Annotated in this window: 17 protein-coding genes; 9 read left to right on the forward strand and 8 right to left on the reverse strand. The window is 33.5% G+C overall.

Features of this window, described 5'->3' with window-relative positions; all coding sequences use genetic code 11:
• Positions 1 to 20: 20 nt before the first annotated feature.
• The 7 genes from ABIZ51_00460 to ABIZ51_00490 are packed head-to-tail and all read right to left on the reverse strand — an operon-like array spanning position 21 to position 6,568.
• A complete protein-coding gene (locus ABIZ51_00460; protein MEO7087245.1) occupies positions 21 to 824 on the reverse strand; it encodes a hypothetical protein in 804 nt (267 codons plus the stop codon).
• Between the two features lie 17 nt (positions 825 to 841).
• Positions 842 to 1,897: an endolytic transglycosylase MltG gene (gene mltG / locus ABIZ51_00465; protein MEO7087246.1), complete on the reverse strand. Its 1,056-nt coding sequence runs from the start codon at positions 1,895 to 1,897 to the stop codon at positions 842 to 844.
• Between the two features lie 3 nt (positions 1,898 to 1,900).
• Complete coding sequence (locus tag ABIZ51_00470) at positions 1,901 to 3,949, reverse strand: tetratricopeptide repeat protein (protein ID MEO7087247.1); 2,049 nt, start codon at positions 3,947 to 3,949, stop codon at positions 1,901 to 1,903.
• A gap of 11 nt (positions 3,950 to 3,960) precedes the next feature.
• Positions 3,961 to 4,482 (reverse strand): GNAT family protein, encoded by a 522-nt coding sequence (locus ABIZ51_00475; protein MEO7087248.1) that lies wholly within the window; start codon positions 4,480 to 4,482, stop codon positions 3,961 to 3,963.
• Complete coding sequence (locus tag ABIZ51_00480) at positions 4,483 to 5,052, reverse strand: hypothetical protein (protein MEO7087249.1); 570 nt, start codon at positions 5,050 to 5,052, stop codon at positions 4,483 to 4,485.
• Positions 5,045 to 5,827 carry a diaminopimelate epimerase gene (gene dapF / locus ABIZ51_00485; protein MEO7087250.1) on the reverse strand — a complete coding sequence of 261 codons (783 nt, stop codon included), beginning with the start codon at positions 5,825 to 5,827 and terminating at the stop codon, positions 5,045 to 5,047. Before dapF ends, ABIZ51_00480 begins: the two co-directional genes overlap by 8 nt.
• 6 nt (positions 5,828 to 5,833) lie before the next feature.
• Entirely contained in the window at positions 5,834 to 6,568 is a 735-nt protein-coding gene (locus ABIZ51_00490) for a hypothetical protein (protein ID MEO7087251.1), read from the reverse strand.
• Positions 6,569 to 6,741: 173 nt separating this feature from the next.
• Between ABIZ51_00490 and ABIZ51_00495 the strand changes: the two genes are divergently transcribed.
• The 4 genes from ABIZ51_00495 to ABIZ51_00510 all read left to right on the forward strand — a co-directional run bounded on the left by ABIZ51_00495 (position 6,742) and on the right by ABIZ51_00510 (position 11,454).
• A complete protein-coding gene (locus ABIZ51_00495) occupies positions 6,742 to 8,217 on the forward strand; it encodes a Do family serine endopeptidase (GenBank protein ID MEO7087252.1) in 1,476 nt (491 codons plus the stop codon).
• 244 nt (positions 8,218 to 8,461) lie between these two features.
• Positions 8,462 to 9,325 (forward strand): RNA polymerase sigma factor RpoD/SigA, encoded by an 864-nt coding sequence (locus tag ABIZ51_00500; protein MEO7087253.1) that lies wholly within the window; start codon positions 8,462 to 8,464, stop codon positions 9,323 to 9,325.
• 106 nt (positions 9,326 to 9,431) lie between these two features.
• The gene (locus tag ABIZ51_00505) at positions 9,432 to 10,898 is read left to right on the forward strand and encodes a glyceraldehyde-3-phosphate dehydrogenase (GenBank protein ID MEO7087254.1); all 1,467 of its coding nucleotides are present in this window, start codon (positions 9,432 to 9,434) and stop codon (positions 10,896 to 10,898) included.
• An 85-nt stretch (positions 10,899 to 10,983) separates the two neighbouring features.
• Positions 10,984 to 11,454, forward strand: a complete 471-nt coding sequence (locus ABIZ51_00510; protein MEO7087255.1) for a hypothetical protein — start codon at positions 10,984 to 10,986, stop codon at positions 11,452 to 11,454.
• A 9-nt stretch (positions 11,455 to 11,463) separates the two neighbouring features.
• Here the strand turns inward: ABIZ51_00510 and ABIZ51_00515 are convergent, their stop codons facing one another.
• Positions 11,464 to 12,462 carry a hypothetical protein gene (locus ABIZ51_00515; protein ID MEO7087256.1) on the reverse strand — a complete coding sequence of 333 codons (999 nt, stop codon included), beginning with the start codon at positions 12,460 to 12,462 and terminating at the stop codon, positions 11,464 to 11,466.
• A gap of 620 nt (positions 12,463 to 13,082) precedes the next feature.
• On the opposite strand from ABIZ51_00515, the gene ABIZ51_00520 reads away from it, so the two are divergent.
• From ABIZ51_00520 to ABIZ51_00540, 5 genes are all read left to right on the forward strand, one after another.
• Positions 13,083 to 14,300, forward strand: a complete 1,218-nt coding sequence (locus ABIZ51_00520) for a DEAD/DEAH box helicase (protein MEO7087257.1) — start codon at positions 13,083 to 13,085, stop codon at positions 14,298 to 14,300.
• Between the two features lie 75 nt (positions 14,301 to 14,375).
• Entirely contained in the window at positions 14,376 to 15,953 is a 1,578-nt protein-coding gene (locus tag ABIZ51_00525) for a tetratricopeptide repeat protein (GenBank protein ID MEO7087258.1), read from the forward strand.
• On the forward strand, positions 15,954 to 16,586 hold the full coding sequence (locus ABIZ51_00530) for a rhomboid family intramembrane serine protease (protein ID MEO7087259.1): 633 nt from the start codon (positions 15,954 to 15,956) through the stop codon (positions 16,584 to 16,586).
• Positions 16,583 to 17,068 carry an HAD family hydrolase gene (locus ABIZ51_00535; GenBank protein MEO7087260.1) on the forward strand — a complete coding sequence of 162 codons (486 nt, stop codon included), beginning with the start codon at positions 16,583 to 16,585 and terminating at the stop codon, positions 17,066 to 17,068. Before ABIZ51_00530 ends, ABIZ51_00535 begins: the two co-directional genes overlap by 4 nt.
• 7 nt (positions 17,069 to 17,075) lie before the next feature.
• A complete protein-coding gene (locus ABIZ51_00540) occupies positions 17,076 to 17,909 on the forward strand; it encodes an aminotransferase class IV (protein ID MEO7087261.1) in 834 nt (277 codons plus the stop codon).
• Positions 17,910 to 17,916: the final 7 nt, after the last annotated feature.

A 17,916-nucleotide genomic window follows, 5' to 3' on the forward strand; every position in this document is an offset into this window, starting at 1 on the left:
GTAAAAAATGAAAGGAAAAATTATTTTTTTGAAGTTATCGAATCAAGCAAAATTATTTTTTTATTTTTTAAAGATTCTCTAAAAAAATCAATCGTATTGTCAATGTATTTTCTTGGGGAACCAGTAGTTGTATATTTAAAATCAGTAATTATTTCTTCAATATGTTTTATGATGTCTTCCTCTTTCATATTTGAAATTTCAATTTGTTTATATCTTCCAGCAAGTTCGAACCAGTTTAGATTCAAATGATTAACATATCCTGATTTAAGTGGTGTTTTTTCTTCGAAGAAATGAGCTTCGAAATTTATAGATTTTGATATCTCTGCTAAGTTATTTTTCAAAAAAACATCAATACTATGATGCGCTACAATACCTATATAATTTACATCTTCTTGCAATAGAAATGCATCTATAATTGGCTGTCCAAAATATATATTTTTACTTTTATCTATACTAATTTCACCATGAGCAAAACCTCCTTTTAGAGGGATTTTGAATTTAAGCGCATTTGCATAAAAATTATTTACAATACTTGTAAAGATTTTGTAATTGCGAATGCTGTCATTATTTGAAAAAATAATAAATGAATCTGAAAATGTCGCAATCTCAATAAAGTCCTTGTAATATACGATTTGATCAATTTTATTATCCACAATATTATACCTTGGAATATTCGCTAAGAATTCTGTAAGATTTGAAATTTTAGTTAACTGTTCATAAACTTCATCATGAGAATTTCTCATAATAAATTCTTTGAAGCCCAAAATATCTAAAAAAGCTACGAATCTATTGTCTTTGATTTTCCACTCTGAATTTTCTTCCATAATATCTGTCATTATAATTACCTCATAATATTATTTTTATCCAATGCTTTCCTGAATTTTTGAGCATTGGCGGTTTGTTCTACCATGTTAGTCGAAAAATTATGTTTCCCACATCCGTATTCGGCACACATATAAATGTAATTATTTTTATCGTAATTTAAAACGGCATCAATAGAAGAAATTTCTGGCAATAAAATCGGTCCGGGCGGCAAACCTTTGTACATATAAGTATTGTAAGGCGAATCAATGGTTTTGTATTTATCCCAAACGCGCGCAATGGAAAAATCTCCAGAAGCATAAATAAGTGTTGGGTCCGACTGCAAAGGCATTCCGCGTTTTAAACGATTGATATACAAACCTGCAATAATTCTTTTCTCCTCGTTATTTTGCGATTGTTCCGCTTGCACAATGGAAGCCAAAATGGAAATTTGTGTCTGAGAAAAATTAATTTTTTGAGCCTCATTTTTCCGATCACTATTCCACACCTTTTTGTATGCTGCTGCCATTTTTCCCATCCATTCATCTACGGAAGTATTCCAGTAAAATTGGTACGTTCCAGGAATAAACAATGCCATAATATTATTTTTGTTCATGCCGTATTTCTGTAAAAAATCATTGTCGTTTAAAGCATTCAAAATACTTATGGAATCCGCTTCAATTTTATTGGAAACGCGAGATGCCAATTGTTCTTTTGTCCTGACATCGTTCAGCGTAAAATCAATCGGTTCTTGTTTTCCAGAACGCAATAAATTAATTAATGCATCATTACCCATATTCGCTAAGATCCTATATCTGCCTGGTTTTACGTTGTTCAGATAATGTTTCTTTTTCGCAAGCCATTCAAAAGTTGTTCGGTTAATAATGATGTTTTTTTCGCTCAACATATTCAGCACATTGTCAAATGTAGAACCTGTGTGAATGTAAATAAATTGCGATTTTTTTCCGTTCAAAGAAACGTTGGATTGATACACTGTTTTGTAACCAATGTATCCGCCAATAAGCGCAATAATTGCGATTATTAAAAGGAGTGATATGAAAATTTTTTTTCCAAAACTTGTTTTTTTCTTTGCCAAATTTTATACGTTTTTTAATTTTTGTAAAATAGTTGTTGCCTGATTATTTGTCGGATTCTTTTTCAACACTTCGTGCAAAATAATTTTCGCTTTTGCATAATTTTTTTGATAGATAAATAATCCTGCTTGGTTCATTAACAAAGGCTCATAATCCGGATTTAAAGCAAATGCTTTTGTGTATAAATGTTGCGCTTTATCGGCATCGCCTTGCAATAAAGTTAAATATCCCAAATTAGTTAATGCGGAAACGTTGTCTGGATTTTCTTTTAAAATTTCTGAAAAAACGGTACTCGCACCGTCGGTATTTCCAATCGCGACAAGCGCTGCGCCGTATTTGTTTTTAAATTCAGGAACAAAAGGTGCGAGTGTTGTTGCTTTTTTATAAAAAAGATACGCTTGTTCCGGATCATTTTCATTAGAAAAAGCTTCGCCAATCCGATAAGCCGTCCAAGCATTATCGTTGCTGTAAGATGTTGTTGTTAAGTGTTTATTCAGAATTAAATTCGCGCCTAAATTGTTCACGTAAAAAATAATTTTTTGATAGTCCTTTTTCAGGAAATATAGGTGCACCAAACTCGGAAAGCTTTTTTCAATGTCCGTTGAATTAGCATCTGGTAAATATTTTTTTGCAGAATCCAATAACATCGGATTGGCATCAAATTTTTCGAACTGATTGATGTATGCTTTCGCTTTCATTTCTGCCGAGGGATGATCGTCGTTTACGGCATACAATCCCAAAAATGTTTTAATTTTTACGAGTTGATTTTTCGGAATGGGAATGTGGATGTAATGATCGGTTGTAACTACGTGCGGAATATCAATGGTTCCGCCTTTCGGCATGTGACATTCCACGCAATTATTATTTGATTTTGCACGATCTGCGATGTCATCTGTACAAATTTCTTTTACTTTTTTACCATGACAATTTTCGCAAACTGCATTGAAAATATTGTTGTTTACTTGTCGCACATCCTTGTGCGGATCGTGGCAAGTAACGCAAGTTAAGGCGTCTTTATAAGGTTTTAGCGCTTTGTCATTCACTTCATTTTTCATGCTATACATATAGCATTTGCTCATTTTCAAACGCGCAATGTGTGATGCCATAATAAATTCATCTTCCATGCCTTTGTATTTGGGCGTAAATACGTCCATCACATCCGATAATTTCATTCCAGGTTTAAAATCATAAAATGATTTTCCATCTTTTAATACAGTATTTCCTTGCAAATGGCAACGCTCACAAACATCTACTTGCAAAGCCAAGGAAAGTTTTGCCGGATTTACAATCGTATAATCAATCGCTTTTGTAGTATCCACAATATGTCCAGCTTGAATTGATTTTACGTGCAATTCGCCTGGACCGTGACAACGTTCGCAGGTAATTCCGCTTGGAATACTTGTAAATTTATTTTCGGAACCTTTCACAAAATTAGGATACGAATTGTGGCAACTCATACATTCCAAACCAATTTCTCGGCTGAACCGCGAATTATAACCATCTGCAAAACCCGGAGGGAAATCCCAAATTCCTTTTTGCGTATAAAAGGTCATCGGCGCTTGATATACATATCCGTTTACCTCGTACATGTGCGAATTGGTGTGCATTCCGGAGCCTACAATGTAATTTACATGCACCACGTTTTTATACGTTGTGTCCTTTCCGGAAAGCCGAAATTCCCGAATCATCAAACTGTCTTTGTCCCAAAAAGGATAGTAATAAAAATCCTTGTATTTATCGTAAATCACTTCGTGTTTATCAAATCGCGCGGCACTTTTTTGTTCGGTTGCATGATCGAAGGATTCACCCATTCCAGTTTTTATAAAGGAATGATAAATGCTTTGGTGACAGGTTTTGCAGGTTTGCATGCCCACATATTTTACACTGTCGTTGATGTTTAAATAAACGTGATTTTCATTTTCTGGAACAATGTTTTTTTTAGTTCCGCTGTTGCAATAAATCGTGGAAAGCGCCATCAATACAAACAATATGAATAAAAGTATTGTTCGTTTGTAATTATTTATTTGCAAGGAATTTTTTTTCGAAGAATACATCTTTCAAAAAATTATTTTTTGATGAGCTGTAAAAAATATTCGTCTTTCCAGCCGGAAACAGAGGCAACCCATGATTTTTTAATTCCCGTAATCGAAAAATCGTGTTTTTTGAAAAGCAATAAACTATCTTCATTTTCAATCGTGATGTTGCAAAACAATTGATGCAGTTTTAAAATTCCAAAAGCGTAATTGATGAATAATTTCAAGGCTTCGGAAGCATATCCGTGTTTTCTGTTTTCTTCTGAAGCAATTAAAACTCCTACGCCGGCTCTACTATTTATCGGATCAAAATCAAATAAATCAATGGTTCCGATTGCCTCGTTATTACTAACTAAACAAATCATTAAACGCAATTGTTTTGTCGTGTAAATATCTTGATGCGCTTGTTCGATGTAACGTTCTAATGTGTATTTCGAAAAAGGAGTGATAGTATCACTTACTTTCCAGGTGTTAGCATCGTTTTCCCAGCGATAAAGCATTTGCAAATCGTCCGGTTCCAAGGCTCTCAAAAAAATATTTTTTCCGTTCAACATTTAAACAAAATTAGCAGATTGAATACTTTCGTAAATATCGTGCATTGTATATTTTTTCAGTGTAAACGTATTGTTTACAAGGTGTTTTTCCAAATTAAAATGATAGGTATTTTGAATTTTTTTTTGCTTTTCCAATTCGGGCAATAAATCAAAAACGAAATTTATTTTCTTTGTTTCTAATTGATAAATCGATCCGCAAAAATCTTTTATCGGCGTTAAACACGTGGCATTTTCTACATCCACTTTCGGATGCACGAGCAAACATTTTTTAATTTCTTCACGCAATTGTTCCATTGTAAAAAGAGTAGGAACAGTCAGCTTTACAAATAAAGTTTCTATCCTTTTTTGATGAATTAATTTGATGAAACTTCCTATTTCTCCGTCCATCGAAATTCCTTTTACGCTCAAGGAAAATAATTTTCCGTTGAGTGCGAGCGCCAGATGCGGTGGAATTTTTGTAGCGTTAATAATCACCAAAAATACATCGTTCAAAAAAAAGTTTTCCGTAGCCGGAAAAACTTCTGTAACCAAACAATCAGTTGAATTTATATGGCTTTTATTTTCAAACATTTATTTCTCCTTTATAGACGAAATCGGCTGCACCTTCCAACCAAATATCAGTAAATGAATTATCTTTATTTTTCTTGAAATACACGCGCAACTTGCCGCCCAAAGTTTTTACATCGCAATAATTGGCGTTCGAAAAAATATTTTTTTGAGCAGCCACCAACGCCGCTGCCGTTACGCCTGTTCCGCAAGAAAAAGTTTCGTCTTCCACGCCGCGCTCGTAAGTACGCACAAAAAGTTCTTCGTTTTGTTTTTCTAAAAAATTAACATTCGTTCCTTCTTTCTTAAATGCGTCACTATTGCGAATTTTATTCCCATTTTCATAGACGTCAAAATGCGCTACATCCTTTACAAATTTTACATAATGAGGCGATCCTGTATTTAAAAAACAATAGTTTTCGTTTTCTTCAATGTTCAAGACATCGTTCATTTTTAAACGAATTTTATCTTCTAAAATTATCGATTCATGCGCACCATCAATTGCGTGAAAATGTACGCTTTCCTTTACCAATCCAAGCTTTTTAGCAAAAGCAGAAATACATCTTCCGCCATTTCCACACATCGAACTTTCGTTTCCATCGGCATTGTAATACACCATTTCGAAATCGTAATTCAGTTTATTTTGTAGTAACATCAAGCCGTCTGCGCCAATTCCAAATCTTCTGTCGCATAATTTTTTTACCAATAAATTATTTTTACGACTGAACAATAATTCTCGGTTGTCAATCAAAATAAAATCGTTTCCAGTACCTTGATATTTATAAAAAATAATTTTCATAAAGCCTTATTTTAATTGCGCCAAAAAATCTTTATCTGTTACTTTTTCGTATTGACGAAAATCATCGGTATAAGCCAATTTATAAGTAAAAATAGGTGTTTTGAGATAAATAAATCCATCCTTCTGAAATAATTTTACATCCGTAGAAGAATCAATTCCGTACAACAAAATTTTATTTTTCGACATTTTATATCCTTTATAATTAAGCGGCGAGGACCAATATTCTACCCGGAAATACGACAAAGCAACATCCTCATTTTTTGTGTCGCTTACTTTTGCCAGCAAAGAATCTGCCTTGATTTGTGTTTTACTTAAAGGCGCGTCTAAAATTTTTACGAGTACTGTTTTTGATGTAATAAGTTGATCTGTTTTTACAACGATATCATCTGTATTTTCCGCTTTATTAGTGGTATTCGGCAAAGAATCTGTTTTTATAGGATCAGAATTATCGTTTGAAAAATTATTTTTTTGAACGGTCGAATCTGCTATTTTTTTGGGAGTAGTTTTTTGTGTCGCCGGAAAAATATTTTTTTGTTTTTTCTCAACCAATAAATTATTGTTTTGAGCAGGAATAATGGTTACAACGGTATCTTTACGACTGTGCATCAACATTTTTATGGATTTAAAATCGCTGAAATAATCATTTAATTTCAGAAAGAAAAAACCACCGCCAATGAGCAGACCAAATAATAATCCGAGCAAAAAAGTATTGAATTTTTCTTTGTAAAAATGCTCTGCCATAAAAATTATTTTTTTTATCTCTGCAAAGTTACAAACCTCCCGCAAATGGCGTTAATTATTGTTAAAAATAATATTTCGTAAAATAATGCTTTCGCTTTTGAGTTAATTTTGTCGAATAAAAATCGTTTGATTTTTTCAGTTTTCAATTATTGTTTCACTAAATAATTTTAGTCATGAAAAAAATAATAAATGTTTTCGCTGTTGCATTTTTAGGTGGAATTACCGCTTTAAGCGCCAATTATTTGATGGAGCGATCATTTGCTCGAAACAATTCTCACAATCAATTATTAAATCCGATTTCGGTAAAAATGGTCAATTTGCCTTCGGCTGCGCCCGAAGTAAATTTAGATTTTACAAAAGCTGCTGCCATGTCGGTAGAAGAAGTGGTGCATATCAATACAACGTATCCTACAGAAAGCGCGCAAGGCAATTGGTTTTATGATCCTTTTCATAATTTTATTTATGGAGGAGGAGATCAAGGTCAACAAATGCCTCAAATGGCAAGTGGTTCAGGAGTTATTATTTCCAGTGATGGATATATTGTAACCAATAATCACGTGGTGGATAAAGCCAATAAAATTGAAGTAACCTTGAATGATAAACGCACGTATGAGGCGAAAGTAATCGGAAAAGATCCAACGACGGATTTGGCTTTATTAAAAGTGGACGATCAAAATTTACCTTTTATGACTTATGGAAATTCGGACGAAGTGAAAGTAGGGCAGTGGGTATTGGCAGTTGGAAATCCGTTTAATTTAACTTCCACCGTAACAGCGGGAATTATCAGCGCAAAAGGTAGAAACATTAATATTTTGCCCACCGATCCTGCTAAAGGTATCTATCCAATAGAAGCCTATTTGCAAACAGATGCCGCTGTAAACCCTGGAAATAGTGGAGGGGCACTAGTAAACACTTCTGGACAATTAGTCGGAATAAATTCTGCGATTGCCTCCAATACTGGCTCTTATACTGGATATTCGTTTGCAGTTCCTGTAAATATTGTTAAAAAAGTAGTAGCTGATTTATTGGAATATGGTACAGTTCAGCGCGCTTATTTGGGAGTTAGCATTAAAAATTTAGATGCGAATTTGGCGAAACAAAAAAATATTTCCAATCTGCAAGGCGTTTATGTAAGTGCGGTTACTCAAGGAGGAGCTGCCGAAAATGCAGGAATAAAAGCAGGCGATGTAATTACAAAAGTAGGCGATGAATTGGTGAACGAAGTATCTGAATTGGAAGAACAAATCAGTAAGTTTAGACCTGGCGACAAAGTGGTGATTTCCTTACGGAGAGACAATCAAGAGATGAGTATTCCACTGATTTTAAAAAATTCGGAAGGCACTACGAGTATCGTAAAAACAGAAACTCCAGAAAGTATTTCCGTGCTTGGCGCAAGTTTTCAGCCTGCATCAAAAGAAGAAAAACAAAATCTAAACATTGAAAACGGATTGAAAATTACGAGTTTGGACGGTGGGAAATTGAGGAGTGCCGGAATTCAACAAGGTTTTATCATTACGCGTGTGGATAAACAAAAAATAAATTCGGTAAACGATTTAAAATTGGCCTTAGACAAAAAGCAAGGCGGCGGCGTATTGATAGAAGGCGTTTATCCAAACGGAATGCGAGCGTATTACGGCTTTGGTTTGTAAATTATTTTTTTATTCGTCGTTAAAAAGTCTTCTTTCGCAGAAGACTTTTTTTTAATTTTATCTATTTAAGTTATTAAAAATCAATATATTATATTCTTTCGCTGAAAAATATATTTTACAGGTTTGCTTGCATTTCATTTTCAAATAGAGTACATTTGCACCGCGTTGAAAAATTATTTTTTTCAAACTGAAACAAAAGCGTGATTTATACGTTCATCTAAATAAAGAAAGAAAAAACGAAAACATGAGACAGCTAAAAATCACCAAATCCATTACCAATAGAGAAAGTGCTTCGCTTGATAAATACCTTCAAGAGATTGGTCGTGAAGAATTAATTACCGCAGAAGAGGAAGTCGTTTTAGCGAAAAAAATTCGCGATGGGGATCAAGGTGCGCTTGAGAAATTAACAAAAGCCAATTTGCGTTTTGTGGTTTCTGTAGCAAAACAATATCAAAATCAAGGACTTAGTTTACCCGATTTAATTAATGAAGGAAATTTGGGTTTGATAAAAGCAGCGAAAAGATTTGACGAAACAAGGGGTTTTAAATTTATTTCGTACGCTGTTTGGTGGATTCGTCAATCCATATTACAAGCTTTGGCTGAACAATCTAGAATTGTGCGTTTACCGCTGAATCAGGTTGGTTCTTTAAATAAAATTAACAAAGCTTTTTCGAAATTAGAACAAGAATTTGAGAGAGAACCAAGTGCGGAAGAACTTTCTGAATTATTAGAATTGCCACAAGATAAAGTGGCTGATACCATGCGCGTTTCTGGTAGACACGTCTCTATGGATGCTCCATTTATTAACGGAGAAGAAAATAGTTTGTTGGATGTATTGATTAATCACGATTCTCCGAGAGCAGATACGAGTTTGATGGCTGAATCCTTACAAAAGGAAATTGACCGTTCACTTTCTACACTTACAGAAAGAGAAAGAGATGTTATTCGTTTGTTTTTCGGAATCGGTTTAAATCACGGATTAACATTAGAAGAAATAGGTGCAAAATTCGACTTAACTCGTGAACGAGTGAGACAAATAAAAGAAAAAGCGATTAGAAGATTGCGCCATAATTCTAGAAGCAAATTATTAAAGGCATATTTAGGTTAATACTTTAAATTATTAAAAGCCGCAAAAAAACGAGCCAAATGCGAAACATTTTCCTCCACGTTTTTTGCGGTTTATTTTTTTACTAAAACTCAAGCATTAAATACCTATGAAATCAGAAACTTTGCAAAAAAAAGGTTACGAAAACGAATTAAAGGATTGGATTGATCACGAAAGAGCTGCCATTGAATTGATTGGTGTTGTAGGTAATTTATGGTTCGAGAAATCAGTGGAGTTGGTTATTTTTCGTAATCAATTGGTGGACAGAAGTGCGAGTGAAATAATGAATTTACATCAATACGCCAAGGACTTTGTAAAACAACCTATTACAATTAAAGACACCTTGTTGCTTGCCAAAGAAATAGTGAATTTAGACATGGCAGCATCGCGTATAGATATTGGACGATTGGCTTCTGAGTGGATTCAAGAAAAAAATAATTTCAAAACCGCTCAGGAGTTTATTGCTAATAAATTAAACGAATACATTGGAAAAGAAAAGCGAAGTCTGGAGCCGAAAGATGTGGTATTGTACGGTTTCGGTCGTATTGGACGTTTGGCTGCGCGCGAGTTAATTGCACAAGCTGGTAAAGGCGATCAATTACGTTTGCGTGCCATCGTAACGCGCAGTAACTCGAATGATGACATTATAAAGAGAGCGGATTTGTTGAGAACAGATTCTGTTCACGGTCCGTTTCCTGGTACTATTATTGAAGATTTTGAAAACAAAGCACTCATCATCAACGGACATACAATTGAAATGATTGCTGCCAAAAATCCGGATGAAATTGATTACGAAGCTTACAATATTAAAGATGCGCTGTTGATTGATAACACAGGCGTTGCAAGAGATCGTGATGGATTAGCTAAACATTTAAAATCAAAAGGAATTAGTAAAGTATTATTGACCGCGCCCGGAAAAGGAAATATTCCGAACATCGTTTATGGTGTGAATCATCAAAGTATTGTTCCTGAAAAAGAAACTGTTTTTTCAGCTGCTTCTTGTACCACAAACGCTATTATTCCCGTGCTTCAAGTAATTGAAACCAAGCTGGGAATTATTCACGGACACATCGAAACAATTCACTCATATACAAACGATCAAAATTTATTGGATAATTATCATCCGAAATACAGAAGAGGTCGTTCTGCCGCGTTAAATATGGTGATTACCGAAACAGGTGCTGGAAGTGCGGTAACAAAAGTGCTGCCCGTTTTAGCCGGAAAATTAACTGCGAATTCAGTGCGTGTTCCTACGCCTGACGCATCTTTGGCCATTTTAAGTTTAAATCTTCACAAAGAAACGACGAAGGAAATGGTGAATGAAATTATGAAAGATGCCGCATTAAAAGGCGAATTGGTGGAGCAAATTCAATATTGTTATTCCAACGAATTGGTTTCGACTGATGTGGTTGGGAACCCTTGCGCTTCGGTATTTGATAGCCAAGCGACTTTGGTTGCTGACGACAAAAAAAATATTGTATTGTATGTTTGGTACGACAATGAATATGGTTACACGCGCCAAGTAATCCGTTTGGCAAAATATTTAGCCGAAGTAATACGTTTACGTTATTATTAATCGAATTAAAAGGCATCTTTTTAGATGCCTTTTTTTATGCTTCGAAAAAATAATTTTTTGAAGAGTATTAGTTTATCTTTAATAAATGAAAAATCTATTGAAATGTAAAAAAAATATTGCTCGTGAATTTTTAATTTTATTATTAATTGTCATAGCTTCCTTGTTATCAATCTTTGTTTTTTATGCTATTTCAAAATTTGAAGATGCTAAATGCAAAAAAAATTATTCTGAATTGTCAAAATACAACAATCAATTAGATAGTTTAGAAAAAGGTGTTGTTTCACTTAAATACGATACAATTGGATTACCACGACTACCGAAAGGAGTTACTGTTTTGCCAGATACTATTATAGTTAGAAATTCATTAGCTATCAATAGGGTAAATGGAAAAATAAATGAACTTTTAAATCAAAATGCGGAAATACAAACTAATCCAATTGATTTAAATCAGTCTGCAAAATTTGTGTTTTATATTTTATTGGGATTAGCTTATCCAGTTAGAGGATTGTTTTTGATGACAGTTTGGTCAGTCAAAACAATGAGGAAGAAAGAATAAAGTGTTTTTTTAACAAGCGTCAATTTTGTTTATTTCATATTCATAAGTATTAATAAACTTAATATCCCACCTTTCACATTCAAGTTCAAAGTTTTTTACATTTTGTATAATACTATAACAGTTCATTTCTTGCGTTATAATTGAATCTAGTAATCTTTTTTTTAAGTCTTTTTTTTCTGAAATAAATTCTATTCGATATGGATTTCCAGTATCTAATATTTTCTCTCCTTTTAAGAAATTAAATCCTAAATAAATAGCTTTAATTGATTTACTAGAATAAGGCATTATTCTCTCTTTAAAAGAGATATTTTGTTCTATACGAAGTCTGTCTAATTCCGAATCCTCCCAAATTCCTCGTACTTTCAAATATTCCGAATCACTTTCTACAAGAAATCTATACTCATTTTCATGTTTCCATATATCTTTTTTAATATTTGATTGAAGTAAAAAGGTAAGATGGTCGATATTATTTGTTTTAATTTTATCAATTGTTTTTACATAATTAATAGGAAAAGGTCCATGGAAATTCTTTGGAAACTCTTTATAATTAAATTCTAAAAGAAATCCCTCGTTATTATTATAATATCCCCACATTAGTTCATTAAGTTTATTCTCAGTAGTACATAAAATACCAAATCTTGCCAAAAGAGCGCGATAAGAATCTTTTTTTATTGAATTAATAAAGAACTCTTTATGTGTTTCCCAATGATGTCTAATATTTTCTTCTTGATTTTTTGGAGATAAAGATAAAATGCAATTTAAATATAGTTGATTAAAATCTAAGATATTATATGCCGTATCAAATAAGTCATTGAAATCTTCTGGTTGCGACACATAAAAATTATTGTTTTCTATAGATTCAATGCTACATTCATTTATAGAATAATATTTGCTTAATGTATCTGGGTCTAATTTCTTATTGGGATAATTTATTTCAAATTTATTCACGTCTTTTGAAAAATTTATTTTGTACTCCCAATTTTTATATTTTTCAACTCTGTTTTCCATCCTCTTTTATTTGTAATTATTACCATAAACAAATTTACGCAAATACTATTCGCAAAGCATAAAAAACGTATAACAAAAAGTTGCACTTAATAAGAGTGGAAATTTATTTCTTATTATCTTTTTGGCTTGACCCAAAAAGAAAGAAAAAACTCAAGAAAACATAATTGCTATTGCACAAGCAACACGGCATCGTATGTTTTCACTGCCAACCCGCGTTAAAAAATAATTTTTTGGAACAGTAAAAAATCGGCATCGGATTGCGAATAAAATTTTAGCAAATTGAAAGTGTGATGAGATTGGGAAGTCCCGAACGGATGTTCGGAAATCACCCAACGAATAGCTTTCAGGAAGCTAAAATGAAATGAGGAATCCAAGCCTTGAATTTTTGGTTCTTTTCTTTCAAGAAAAAAGAACGTAAAAAAAATAGAACATACTTCGCAAAGTTTTTTAAAAAAAGCGAAACCAGATGCTTCGAAAAAATAATTTTTCAAACTCGTTTTGAAGCAAGAAAAAAAGCCTTCAAAAAAATAATTTTCCAAAGCTCTTTTTCATCCCAAATCAAATAAAAAAATATCCCGAAAATAAAGACTACTTTTGTATTTCATAAATAAAACAATACATTGATTTTTAGTGATTTCGGATTTCTTCCGGCAATTGAGGAAGGATTAACATCGATGGGTTTTCAGAAACCCACACCCATTCAGGAACAAGCCATCCCTGTAATTTTACAAAACAAAGATTTAATTGCTTGCGCACAAACTGGCACAGGCAAAACTGGCGCGTATTTGTTGCCCATTATGCACAAAGCGGAACAAGATAAAAGTGCGGGCGTAAATACATTAATTATTGTGCCCACGCGCGAATTGGCGGTACAAATTGATCAGATGTTAGAAGGTTTTGCGTATTATACTTCGCTCAGTTCCATTGCTGTTTACGGTGGTGGAGACGGATTGTCGTTTGAACGCGAAAAAAAAGCACTTATAAAAGGCGCGGATATTATTATTGCAACGCCTGGTAGATTAATTGCGCATTTGGGTTTGGGTTATACCAAATTTGATACGCTGAAACAATTGGTATTGGACGAAGCCGACAGAATGTTGGATATGGGTTTCCACGATGACATTATGAAAATTGTGAGTTATATTCCGAAAGAGCGGCAAACATTGCTTTTTTCAGCTACTTTTCCACCAAAAATAAGGCAATTAGCGACTAAATTATTGCACGAACCGGAACAAATAAATATTGCCGTTTCAAAACCTGCCGAAGGTATTTTACAAACGGCTTATTTGGCGTACGATGCGCAAAAAACAGCTTTGTTAAAGGATTTATTGAATGGAAAAAAAATAGACAGTGTAATTATTTTTTCTTCTACAAAAAGTAACGTAAAACAATTGGAAAAAGAATTGCAGAAATTAAATTTTTCCTGCAAAGCCATTCATTCTGATTTAGAGCAAAACGAGCGCGAATCGGTGATGCGGCAGTTTAAAAGTCGCCAAATTCAAGTTTTGGTTGCCACCGATATTGTATCGCGCGGAATTGATATTGACGGAATTGGTTTAGTCGTAAATTACGATGTTCCGGGAGATGCGGAAGATTATATCCATCGCATCGGTCGAACAGCAAGAGCTGATTCTACGGGCGTTGCCATTACTTTTATCAATGAAAAAGATCAACAAAAGTTTCACAACATTGAAACGCTCATCGAAAAAATAATTTTCAAAACGCCTTTGCCGGCTCATTTAGGAGCGGCTCCGATTTACGACCCTTCGAAAAAAGTTTTTTCAGATCATAAAAAACATTTTCAAAAACGACCTCAAAAAACGGGTTTGAAAAAATAATTTTTCAAACCCGTTTTTTCAAACTAAGATTAAGAATACTTTTATCTTATATTTGTATTTCAAAACGCTATTGAAATGACAAAAAAAACGCTACTTCTATTATTTATTTTTTTAGGGACACATCAATTTGTTTTTTCTCAAGAGAAAATGAAAATAACTCCTAAAAAAGCGAATGAATATTTCGACAATGGAGATTTTGAAGATGCGTTGGATGCCTATATTTCATTATTGGATAAAGATCCTAAAAATGAAAAATACAATTATCGAATTGCAGTGTGTTACCTCAATACAAACATTGATAAATCGAAAGCGATTCCGTATTTAGAAATTGTAACGCGCATGGAAAAATACGATCCTGACGCCGAATATTTATTAGGAAGAGCGTATCATTTTGCTTATCGTTTTGACGATGCCATCAAAGCATACAATGCGTATAAAAAAGAAGGAAAAGGAACTCCTGATAATTTGAATGATGTGGACAGGGAAATTCAATATTGCTTGAATGCGAAGGAGCTCATAAAGTTTCCAGTGGATGTAAGTTTTGAAAATTTAGGTCCGAATGTCAATTCCGCTTATGCCGATTATTATCCTTTCATTCCTGGTAACGAATCTTTTTTGGTATTTAATTCAAAACGCCCGAATGAAAACGAAAACCGTTCTGCCAACGGACTGTATATTCCAAAAATTTGCATTTCAAAAGTTACGAAAGGACAATTCAGTACCTCGGAAATTATGCCTGCACCACTCAATAATGACGATGGAAATAACGAAGTGATTGGTTTGTCAAGTTCAGGAAATACAATGCTTTTATACCATATTAATTTGAAAGGAGAAGGAGATATTTTTGTTTCGGGAAGTGATGTCAACCGACAATTTTCAAAGCCAGAAAAATTGAATGAAAATATTAATTCGAAAAGCGGAGATGAAATTGCTGCTTCTGTAACCGCTGATGGACAAAAAATATTTTTTGCGAGCAATCGTACTGGCGGATTTGGCGGAACGGATATTTACATGTCGCAAAAATTACCTACTGGAATTTGGGGTCCTGCCATTAATTTAGGAGCGGATATAAATACCACATTTGACGAAGATTTTCCGAATATTTCTCCCGACGGAAAAACACTTTATTTCAGTTCAAAAGGACATACCGGAATGGGCGGATACGATATTTTTAAAGCCATTTGGGATGAAGATCAAAAAAAATGGACGGATGTTACAAATGTCGGTTATCCGATTAATACGCCCGAAGACAATATGAATTTGCGCGTTTCTGAAACTGGAAGATATGGTTATATCGCGGCTCTGCGTAAAGGAGGTTACGGCGATTTGGATATTTATCGTGTTACATTTAATAATGTAGAACCCAAATATTCCGTCATAAAAGGAGAAATTGCAAGCAGTGATGCTACCAAAAAAGTTTCTTATTCGGATGTTTTCATAACTGTTACCAATAAAAAAACACAGGAAGTTTATGGAAATTATGTGCCCAATTCAAATAATGGAAAATATGTGATTATAGTTCCTCCGGGAAACTATCATGTAGATATACAAGCTCAAGGATTTACTGATCTTTCAGAGGATGTAGATGTGTTGGATAAAAATTCTTTTCAAACAGAAATCACTAAAAACGTCGTGCTTAGTCCTGCAAAATAAATGGAATCCAACATTGCCATCGTTACCTTTCTCATCATTGGTATCACGTGTATTTTCTCCATTTTGGCATTTAATAATCGCGCTATTTTCCAGAAATATATATTCAATGCCTATGCGTTAAATCACGATAAAAAGCAATGGTACCGCTTTTTTACACACGCTTTTTTACATGCCGATTACATGCACTTGTTTTTTAACATGTTCGTGTTGTATTCCTTCGGAAGCATCCTTGAAAATTATTTTTTCAAAATGTATTTTGGAGAAAAAAGTGAATTTTATTTTATTCTTTTATACGTTGGAGGCATTATGATTTCTACCTTTCCTTCGTTTGAAAAAAATAAAAATAACCCTAATTATAATTCTGTTGGAGCATCGGGAGCTGTTTCTGCAATTGTGTTTTCGTCCATTTTAATGGGACCGAAAATGCCGCTCAATATTTTATTTTTACCGATTGATATTCCGGCTTATATTTTTGGTGTATTTTATCTGGCATACGAGTGGTATATGGATCGGCGGAAAAGCGATAACATTGGTCACGATGCGCATTTTTGGGGCGCTGTTTTCGGATTTGTGTTTACGATAATTCTGAAACCAAGTTTATTTCTCGCTTTTATTCAACAAATTATCGGATGAAAAATAAAGCAGTTTTTTTAGATCGTGACGGTGTTTTAAATCGTGAAAAAGGCGATTACATCTACGCATTAGAAGAGTTTGAAATTTTACCAGAAGTTTTGGAAACCTTACTTTTTTGGCAGGAAAAAAAATATATTTTTGTGGTGATAACCAACCAAGGCGGCATCAACAAAGGAATTTACGGGCACGAAGACGTTGAAAAATTACATGACTTTTTGAAAAATAAATTAGCCGAAAAAAACATTTTCATTCACGAAATTTATTATTGTCCACATCATCCCGATCAAACCAACTGTATTTGTCGCAAACCAGATTCTTTATTGGTGGAAAAAGGCTTGGCGCGATTTAATATTGACGCATCAAAATCTTTTTTTATTGGCGATAAATTGCGCGATGTACAAGCTGCTGAAAAGGCAGGCGTCAAAGGAATTTTAATCGAAGCGAATAGTCCTTTATCGGAAGTCAAAAAAATAATTTTCTAATCCAAATATGACTTACGTTAATTTCAACGGAAAAATAATTTCTCAAAAAAAACTTTCTCTGACTTCTGAAAACAGAGCTTTTCGCTACGGAGATGCCATTTTCGAAAGTATTCGAATGTTTGACGGAAACATTCCATTTATAAAGAAACATTTTCTGCGTTTAAAAAAATCAATGAAAATTTTGCAAATGCTTCCGAAAAAAAATTTTTCAGCAAGCTATTTTGAAGAACAATTAAAAACACTTGCTCAAAAAAATAATTTTTCAAATGCTCGTTTCCGACTCAGTATTTTCAGGAACGACGGCGGCTTTTATACTCCCGAAACGAATGAAATTTCTTTTTTGATGGAGGCATTTCCGCTTTCAGAAAATAAATTTAAACTAAATTCTGTTGGATATAAAATTGGATTATTCGATGAAATACAAAAAATAAATTCTTCTATTTCATCCATAAAATCAGCTAACGCATTGCTTTTTGTAATGGCGTCTATTTATAAAACAAAACACGGATTGGATGAATGTTTTATTTTAAATGACAAAAAAAATATTTCAGAAAGCATTACGTCCAATGTCTTTATAGTGAAGAATGGAAAAATCCTGACACCCTCTATAAACGAAGCTTGCGTATCTGGAATTATGCGAGATAAACTTATTGAAATCGCTAAAAAAAACAAATTAATCGTACTCGAAAAAAAAATTTCCGAACAAGATATTTTAAAAGCTGATGAAGTTTTTCTGACAAATTCTATCAACGGAATTCGTTGGGTTTCTGCTTATAAAAACAAGCGCTATAACAATAAAATATCTTTTTTTTTGACCGAAAAACTGAACGACAGTTTATAGTTTAATC

This window comes from Bacteroidia bacterium, from assembly GCA_039924845.1.
In the GTDB taxonomy this organism is placed as follows: domain Bacteria; phylum Bacteroidota; class Bacteroidia; order DATLTG01; family DATLTG01; genus DATLTG01.

Bases quoted from the DNA above. Each gene is read 5' to 3' on its own strand.
- ABIZ51_00530 (MEO7087259.1), top strand. From the start codon at position 15,954: ATGGAATCCAACATTGCCATCGTTACCTTTCTCATCATTGGTATCACG.
- ABIZ51_00510 (MEO7087255.1), top strand. From the start codon at position 10,984: ATGAAAAATCTATTGAAATGTAAAAAAAATATTGCTCGTGAATTTTTA.
- ABIZ51_00540 (MEO7087261.1), top strand. From the start codon at position 17,076: ATGACTTACGTTAATTTCAACGGAAAAATAATTTCTCAAAAAAAACTT.
- ABIZ51_00475 (MEO7087248.1), bottom strand. From the start codon at position 4,482: ATGTTGAACGGAAAAAATATTTTTTTGAGAGCCTTGGAACCGGACGAT.
- dapF (MEO7087250.1), bottom strand. From the start codon at position 5,827: ATGAAAATTATTTTTTATAAATATCAAGGTACTGGAAACGATTTTATT.
- ABIZ51_00495 (MEO7087252.1), top strand. From the start codon at position 6,742: ATGAAAAAAATAATAAATGTTTTCGCTGTTGCATTTTTAGGTGGAATT.
- ABIZ51_00460 (MEO7087245.1), bottom strand. From the start codon at position 824: ATGGAAGAAAATTCAGAGTGGAAAATCAAAGACAATAGATTCGTAGCT.
- ABIZ51_00490 (MEO7087251.1), bottom strand. From the start codon at position 6,568: ATGGCAGAGCATTTTTACAAAGAAAAATTCAATACTTTTTTGCTCGGA.
- ABIZ51_00525 (MEO7087258.1), top strand. From the start codon at position 14,376: ATGACAAAAAAAACGCTACTTCTATTATTTATTTTTTTAGGGACACAT.
- ABIZ51_00470 (MEO7087247.1), bottom strand. From the start codon at position 3,949: ATGTATTCTTCGAAAAAAAATTCCTTGCAAATAAATAATTACAAACGA.
- ABIZ51_00480 (MEO7087249.1), bottom strand. From the start codon at position 5,052: ATGTTTGAAAATAAAAGCCATATAAATTCAACTGATTGTTTGGTTACA.
- ABIZ51_00515 (MEO7087256.1), bottom strand. From the start codon at position 12,462: ATGGAAAACAGAGTTGAAAAATATAAAAATTGGGAGTACAAAATAAAT.
- ABIZ51_00505 (MEO7087254.1), top strand. From the start codon at position 9,432: ATGAAATCAGAAACTTTGCAAAAAAAAGGTTACGAAAACGAATTAAAG.
- ABIZ51_00535 (MEO7087260.1), top strand. From the start codon at position 16,583: ATGAAAAATAAAGCAGTTTTTTTAGATCGTGACGGTGTTTTAAATCGT.
- ABIZ51_00500 (MEO7087253.1), top strand. From the start codon at position 8,462: ATGAGACAGCTAAAAATCACCAAATCCATTACCAATAGAGAAAGTGCT.